The following is a 7586-nucleotide window of genomic DNA, read 5'->3' on the forward strand; positions in this document are numbered from 1 at the left end:
AACAGTTAAAGTCGTTTGTGACCTATTTCGGTATATATCTCTCCGATCCGGATGTGCCGATCGTGCCCAGGAACTGACACCACGGATGTGGCAGAAGCTCTTCGCCGCCCACCCGCTGCGCTCGCCTCTGGCCGACTTGGGTCAATAGTGGCCGACGCCGCGGAGTTACCGGTTACGCCCAAGGAGACCAAGGCAACTCCGCGCCAGCAAGCCACCACAGCGCCGCAAACAACGTCCAGTCGCGAGAACCAAAACCTTAGCAAGGGGAAGAGGTGGCGCCGGCCGAGGGTGTGCCGAAATCGGCCCACCCTCGGCCGCTCAGACCCTCACGGCCCGATCGCCACGGCGCCGACGCGAATCGTCCCGCCGCGCACCGAAATCCCGCTCGCAGTTGTGTTGATGCGTACATCACTGTTATTCAGAATCGCGCCCCCGCTCACCTCGACGACACCGACATCGACCTGGCCCGGCATGTCGGGCGTCGACTGCGACTTCTTCTTGCCGAGGAAGCTCTTGCTGCTCGACGTGCCGCCTTGCATCCCCTCCGCCCGGAGGTTGACGGCCGTCGCGTCGATCGCGATCCGGCTGTTCTCGATGCGTGGAGCGGCGGCTGAGGCGAGGACGGACTCAGGTAAGGCCAAGAGCGCCAGCGACAGGGCGCACCACCCGAACACACCACGTAAAGCGTTCATTTCACGCATTTTCATCTCCTGAAAAGGGTTGCGACCGACGCCAGCTGCGCCAGTCTGCACGCACGCTAGCCGAGCTCCGTGATACCCGCAGCCAACGGCGTTGGTCGCAGGGTCGCGCGCGGGCGCGCCCAATGGGCTCCGTGTTAACCGTCGCCGCGTGCGACTCCCTGTTCCGGAGGTCCACCATGTGCCTGCCTACTACTCTCTGCCGTCGCGCTTCGGTCTCCCCGCTCGCGCGACCCGGTGTCTTGCTGATTGCCCATGCGCCGCTGGCGCAGGCTTTCGTGTGTGTCGCCGAGCACGTTCTCGGTCGCGTCGACCGCCCGCTGGCGGCGCTCGATCTCGCCGCCGACGACTCCCGCGAACACGCCCTGTTGGCCGCCCAGTCCCTCGCTGCCGGAATGGGCTGCGGCGACCTGCTGATCCTCGTCGACATCCACGGCGGCCCCTCGCCGTGCGTGGTCGCCCAGCGGCTGTGCGAGATCTGGGGACCGCGGGCGCGCCTGGTCGGCGGCCTCAACGTCGCGATGCTGCTCACCGCCCTCGAATGCAGCGACGGCGAGGTCGGGCGGCTCGCCGAGGAGGTTGCCGAGGCGGCCCGGATCGGCGTCTGCAACGGCGGCCTGTCCTGATCCCTTCCGGGCGCGCCGCGCGCGCCCGGGTCGAACCCGATGCGGCGTGCGGCCCTGCCGCTCGCCGCTGACTCACTGTCTGGGAGATTGAAATGAACGTCCCCGTGCTCGTTTTCTCGCTTACTGCCTTGCTCTCGGGTTGCGCCAGCTATCGCCACAGCGCTCCCCTGCACCCTCCTGCCGGCGATCCGCGCAGTCCGCCCGTGATTTCCGAGTTGCGGCCCGAATTCCGCTGGCAACCGCAGGCCAAGGCAAATGTGACTTACGATCTGGTCGTCCTGCGCGCCACCGCGCTGTCCCGAGGTCCACGCAGCGACTGCACGCCGGAGGCGTCGGCCGCCGGCGCCAGCACCGCCGTGGTCGCGCGCCAGGGCGAGCAGCGCCCGTGGCCGTTCTTCGAACGCCCCGTCTATCTGCGCGAACGCTTGCCCGAGGCCCGGCATCGCATCGACCAGGAGCTCGAACCGAATATCGCCTACCTGTGGTCCGTGCGCGTGCGCGACGGCGACCAGGTCAGCGGCTGGGCGTGCTACGACTACCGCACCCTGCTGCACGCGGAATCGCTGAGTGTCGAACGGGCGGGGCTGGGCTTCCGGGTTTCGTTTCCCCTCGGAGCATTGTTGCCGAAGGATGCCGACGCGTTCTTCAGCTTCCGGACGGCCGCGCGGCCGGTGCCGGTTGCAAACGCCAGCCAATGAGCCAAGCGCCGGTTCTCGCAATTTTACGACCAACAGCCTTGGTCGTGCGGATTCCGCGGATGGGTAGAGTGAATGTAACGGGCCAATCCGGCTCGTCAACCCCAGTCTGAAAGGAAATGCCATGAAAGCGAGTCACTCCCTGCTCCCCTCCCTCTTCGCCGTTGTCTTCGTCCACTCGGCCATCGCCGCTTCGGCCAGCGCGCCGACCATCTCAGGTTCGAACCTGCGGGCGAGCGGGGACGTGGTGGCTACGAGCACCACCAGCGTCCAGGGCAATAGCGCCGGCGCTTCGGCGCGCGGTTCCTACAAGGTGATCAAGGTGGGTGTGAGTGCGAACAAGAGTTCGGACTCGCTGCACGCCGAGACGACCGCCGGTGGCGCCTTCCTCGATGGCAACACCAAGGTCCTGGGCAGCACCTTGGATCTGAAAGGAACCGTCGCCAATTCGAGCAACAGCGGCGGCACGGTCCAGGCCGGCGTGCTGCGCACGACGTCGCGGTAACTCCCGTCCCGGCGCGGCGCGGCCGCGCCGGGGCTCTCTTCGTTACGGAGGAATCCATGCTGACGCACCCCCCTTATCCGTTCGCCTGGCTGTGCGTTGCCGTTCTCCTGTGCGTCGGTCCCGCGCTCGCCCAGGAAGAGCCCACCGAGCCCGACCCGGACATCGCCGCCAAGATCGACCCCAGCCCGCGCAATCCGGACATGACCACGGTGAAGATCATTGCCCAGTCGCGCGCGCAGAATGCGCATCAGCAGTCTGCCGCGCCGGCCTCCGTCACCAGCGCGTCTTCGCTGCGTGACCAGGACCTGCGCATGCTCGCCGCGCGCGGCCTGGCGCCCACCGTCAACGTGTGCAGCAACGTCGTGCAGACCGGGCGCGGCGCGGCGCAAGCACCGGTCATTCAGAACTCGCGTACCGATATCAACTGCGTGGTGGCCGGCGTCGTCGTCGGCCGCTGATCGACAAGAGAAGGAGAAAACCGTGAAACCTGTCGGGACACCGGGAAGGGGCGTCCTCTCCGCCTTGTCGCTCTCCTTGTCTCTCTCCTTGGCCGGCTGCAGCACGCTGTTGCCACCGATCGAGCTGGCCAGCGAGCCGCCGCGCCTGGCGATCGCGCCCCCGGCGCCCGATGCCGACAAGCTGATGGCCTGCTTCGGCCGCCGGCTCGCGCGCTACGTCGATTCGCGTCCGGGCGACGCGCCGCCGGTGATCGTCGAGGTCGCCGGCTTCTTCAACCGGAATCCGGCCACGCTGCAGCGGCTCGAGTTGCCGACCGACGCGACCACCCTGCTTGAGAGTCTATTGACTTCGGTCGGTCCGGCGCTGGCGTTCCGGGAAACCCGGCGCGACGCCACCGCCGAGCGAGCGGCGCCGGCGAGCACGCTCAAGGTGAAGAACGACATTCAGATCGTCGAGGCCAGTGCGCGCTCTCGTGGCCGCTTCTTTGACTTCAGCTTCTTCAAGTCTGACTATGACGCGTCCACGCGTGACGGCGAGCAGTCGAGCGTCGCGGCGATCACCCTCGAGATGTCGGCGGTCGCTCCGGATGGGCTCGGCAGGCATGGTTGGGGCGCGCCCTTGCGCATCGCCTTCGAGCGCTCGCAGACGCGCGAGAGCAGCCTGGCGGCGAGCTTCAGCTCGGTCGCCCTGGGCTTCAACCAGCAGACGCGGGTGGTCAATGGCTATGGCCACGCCTTGAGGGTAGGCGCCGCCCTGCAACTGGTGAGCGTGCTCTCGCGCGCGACCATGGTCGGCGCCAACCCATGCGTGCAGGCCTTGATCCCGGAACACGCCGATACGCTGCCGCTCGAGATTGCGCTGCGCGAGTTTCGCGGTGTGCAGGCGAGGAGCCCGGAAGGCGCGGCGTTCTGGCTGAACAAGTTGCGCGCGCTGCATGGCCGTCCGGCGCGCGATCCGCTGCGCCTCGACGCGGAGTCGGCGACCCCGGCGGCGGCCCTCGCCGCGGTCGGCGCGGATTCCGACGTCGGCCGGGTGATCGCCCGCGGCAGCCTTGACGACCGCCCGCTCAGCACGCTGGAGAAGGAATTCGCTTTCCTCTGGGGGACGCTGCCCGAGGTCGACGCCGAAGTGTTTGCCTCCGGCTTCCGCTGGATCGACGCGGTCGAGGTGCAACTGCGGGCGGCCGACTTGAAACGGCGGCCCGGCGGGAATAAAGTCAAGCCTCAGGCCGTCGCGCCACGACCCGCTGTGGCGAGCCCGGGAGGGAGCGAGCGCAAAGCCTCCGAGCGACTCTGAACAGCCACTCAACCCCTGACGGAGAGCACGCGATGAGCCCGCCTGACGAGAAACTCTATCTCCCGCACCTGCTCGAGAAGGTGCGGCTCCTGTATGGCAATGCGACGTACAGGACCAACCAGGGCTCGACGGCGCCACTGCTGAACCAGAAGCAGTTGGCGCAGGCGCTGGAAATCGATGCGGGCGACTTGAGTCGGGCCTTGACCGGTAACATCAAAGCGGTGTCGACTCCAGTTGATCACGTCTCGGAAGGCTTGCGCGTGGACGTCGATGGGAACCTCCCCCCTTTTCTTCCCGGGCGCGTGCTGCCGCACTTTCTGCGTCTGTTCGGGCTCGAGAAGGTGCCTGATCGCCTCGCGCCCGATGACCCCTGGCGCAAGGTGGCGGCGCTTCCCTTCGAGGAGTTCCTCGCCGAGGTGAAAAGGCGCGGCGGCCTGGAGTTTCTGCGCTCGCCGTGGGATCGCTTCGTCGCCGCCCGCTTCCGCCCGCTGGACCCGCCAGAGGGAAAGGATAAGGCCGGCGAGAAGAAAACCGTCGAGGGCTTGACCATCGAATCGAGAGTCGCCGCCGACTGGCGTAGAGCACGCCGGGACGATCGCTTGCTCGCGCCGGGGCAGCCGAACCCGGCGGCCGAGGAAAGCAACCTGCCGGTGCACTACGTTGGTGATCGCGCGCGCATCACGCTTGCCGTCGGGCAGACGGTCCGCGAACGGCCGTTGCACGTGTTCATCTTTCAAGACGTGGTGATCGACGGGCGTCGGCGCTTCATCCCCCTGTTGCCCGCGCCGTCGGCGGGCTTCGTGATGCCGAAACCGCTTCTCCCGAACCCCGATCTGCACGACGATTTTCTGCTGCTGCCCTGCGGCGGCACCCCCGACAACCCTCAACTCTTCGAAGTGCCGTCGGCCTGGGGTTTGCGCCGCCGGCTGACGGCGGTGGTCGCGCAGAAGGCGATGGGTGCCGACGTCTATGACGCGCGGCGCGATCAGTGGGAAATTGCGCCCGAACGGCTCGATCGGCTCGCCGAGCGGCTCGAAAGCCGCGCTTACGGCGCCTGGGCGCTGTTCGTCCAGGACTACCTCGCGCTGGCGCGACCGATGGCCTGAGGAGGGTGGCGCCGCGGGAATCGGGCAGGGCAAGAGGCGACAGGCGAGGGCAGCAGCGGAATGAGCAACAGGGAAATCCTCCGCCAGCGCCAGCCGGTTCAGGAACCGGCAGCCGCAGGCGGCAAATCACGACGACGGGAGGATCGATGGACAGCAAGAGCAGACAAGAGATCGACGCCGGCTTTGCGCAGGTCGCGAAGCTTTACCGGGCCGGACGCTACACTGAGGCCATTCCAGTCGCAGAGCGGTTATGGCGGATGCTGGAAAGTCAATACGGCGCCAACCATCCCGATACCACTAGGAGCCTGAACAGCTTGGCGGAGCTGTACCGTGCACTCGGCGATTACGACCGCGCCGAGCCGCTCTTGCAGCGCGCGCTGGCGATCCGCGAGCAGGTCCTCGGCGCCGATCATCCCGACACCGGGACGAGCCTGAACAACTTGGCAGGGCTGTACAAGGATCTCGGCGATTACGGCCGCGCCGAGCCGCTCTACCAGCGCGCGCTGGCGATTGACGCGCGGGTGCTCGGCGCCAACCATCCCGGCACCGCGACGAGCCTGAACAACCTGGCGGGGCTATACTGGGCGCTCGGGGAATTTGCCCGCGCCGAGCCGCTCTACCAGCGCGCGCTGATGATCCGCGAGCGCGTCCTCGGCGCCGACCATCCCGACTCTGCCGGGAGCCTGAACAACTTGGCGACGCTGTACCACGTGCTTGGCGACTACGGCCGCGCCGAGCCGCTCTACCAGCGCGCGCTGGCGATCCATGAGCGCGTCCTTGGCGCCGACCATCCCCACATCGCGACGAGCGTGAACAACCTGGCGAGGCTGTACTGGGATCTCGGCGACTACTGCCGTGCCGAGCCACTCGTCCAGCGCGCGCTGGCGATCCATGAGCGCTTCCTTGGCGCCGACCATCCCCACACCGCTGTGAGCCTGAACAGCTTGGCGGCGCTGTACCAAATGCTCGGCGACTACGGCCGCGCCGAGCCTCTCGTTCAGCGCGCGTTGGCGATCTACGAGCGCATCTTCGGTGCTGACCATCCCCACACCGCAACGAGCGTGAACAACTTGGCGACGCTGTACCGTGCGCTCGGCGACTACGGCCGCGCCGAGTCGCTCTTGCGGCGGGCACTGGCGATCCGCGAGCAAGTCCTCGGCGCCAACCATCCCGAAACCGCGCAGAGCGTGAACAACTTGGCGGTGCTGTACCAGGCGCTCGGCGATTGCGGCCGCGCCGAGCCGCTCACCCAGCGTGCGCTGGCGATCCACGAGAAGGTCCTCGGCACCGACCACCCCGACACCGCGAAGAGCGTCAACAACCTGGCGGCGCTGTACCAAGCGCTCGGCGACTACGCCCGCGCCGAGCCGCTCTACGAGCGCGCGCTGGAGATCTTCGAGCGCGTCCTCGGCGCCGAGCATCCCGACACTGCGACGAGCCTCGCCAACCTCGCTGTGTTCGACGCCGCCCAAGGCCATTTCGATCAGGCGCTTTCCGGCCTCGCCCGCGCCGCGCTGGCCGAAGACCGCCTGCTCGGCGAAGTCTTCGCGCTCAGTACAGAGGAGCAGCGCAACCGCCATCTCGCCGCCAATCGGGCACTCGGAATGCTGCTGCTGTCTCTGGTCCTGGCGCACTTCCACGACTCGCCCGACGCCGTCCGCTTGGCGCTCGACTACGTTCTACGCCGCAAGGCGCTGACCGCCGAAGCCGCCAGCGTCCAGCGCCGCGTCATCCTTTCCGGCCGCTACCCGCAACTGCGCGAGCCGCTGCAACGCCTCGACCTCCTGCGCGGCCAGGTGGCGAGCAAGATCCTGAGCGGCCCTGGTGCGCACGAGACGCCGCAGCAGTACCAGCAGACGCTGGCCCGGTGGCGCGGCGAACGCGAAGCGCTGGAGAGCGAAATCGCCCGCCAGATTCCCGAGATGCGCCTCGAACGCGAACTCGCCAGCGCCGATGCGCGCGCGGTCGCCTTGCACCTGCAGGCCAACGGCACGCTGGTCGAATTCGTCCGCTTTCAGCCCTTCCATTTCCAGGCGGTGAAGGCCAGGGGCGAGGCGCAGTGGGGCCGCGGGCGCTATGCCGCCTTCGTCCTGGCTCCCGGTGAGGGCGCCGCGGTGCAACTCATCGACCTCGGCGACGCCGCGCCGATCGACGACGCGATCCGCCGCTTCCGGGCGGCGATCACCGGCGGCCCGGGTCGC

8 protein-coding genes are annotated in these 7586 nt (G+C 67.9%); 7 read left to right on the plus strand and 1 reads right to left on the minus strand.

The features are described 5' to 3' along the window. Positions 1-326: 326 nt before the first annotated feature. A complete protein-coding gene (locus CAPSK01_RS03085) occupies positions 327-701 on the minus strand; it encodes a hypothetical protein (RefSeq protein WP_034922339.1) in 375 nt (124 codons plus the stop codon). 239 nt (positions 702-940) lie between these two features. On the opposite strand from CAPSK01_RS03085, the gene CAPSK01_RS03090 reads away from it, so the two are divergent. The 7 genes from CAPSK01_RS03090 to CAPSK01_RS03120 form a co-directional block, all read left to right on the plus strand. Then, positions 941-1324: a hypothetical protein gene (locus CAPSK01_RS03090; RefSeq protein ID WP_273702993.1), complete on the plus strand. Its 384-nt coding sequence runs from the start codon at positions 941-943 to the stop codon at positions 1322-1324. A gap of 203 nt (positions 1325-1527) precedes the next feature. Further along, positions 1528-2022: a hypothetical protein gene (locus tag CAPSK01_RS03095; protein ID WP_273702994.1), complete on the plus strand. Its 495-nt coding sequence runs from the start codon at positions 1528-1530 to the stop codon at positions 2020-2022. Between the two features lie 121 nt (positions 2023-2143). Beyond that, positions 2144-2524 carry a hypothetical protein gene (locus tag CAPSK01_RS03100; RefSeq protein ID WP_034922343.1) on the plus strand — a complete coding sequence of 127 codons (381 nt, stop codon included), beginning with the start codon at positions 2144-2146 and terminating at the stop codon, positions 2522-2524. A gap of 56 nt (positions 2525-2580) precedes the next feature. Next, entirely contained in the window at positions 2581-2982 is a 402-nt protein-coding gene (locus CAPSK01_RS03105; RefSeq protein ID WP_034922347.1) for a hypothetical protein, read from the plus strand. 64 nt (positions 2983-3046) lie between these two features. After that, on the plus strand, positions 3047-4279 hold the full coding sequence (locus CAPSK01_RS03110) for a hypothetical protein (RefSeq protein ID WP_273702995.1): 1233 nt from the start codon (positions 3047-3049) through the stop codon (positions 4277-4279). A gap of 32 nt (positions 4280-4311) precedes the next feature. Then, on the plus strand, positions 4312-5385 hold the full coding sequence (locus tag CAPSK01_RS03115; RefSeq protein ID WP_034922353.1) for a hypothetical protein: 1074 nt from the start codon (positions 4312-4314) through the stop codon (positions 5383-5385). A gap of 146 nt (positions 5386-5531) precedes the next feature. After that, positions 5532-7586, plus strand: a 2055-nt coding sequence (locus tag CAPSK01_RS03120; protein WP_273702996.1) for a tetratricopeptide repeat protein, incomplete at its 3' end; no start/stop codon positions are given.

Origin of the sequence: Candidatus Accumulibacter vicinus, from assembly GCF_000584955.1 — a bacterium.
GTDB classification, from domain to species: Bacteria; Pseudomonadota; Gammaproteobacteria; order Burkholderiales; family Rhodocyclaceae; genus Accumulibacter; species Accumulibacter vicinus.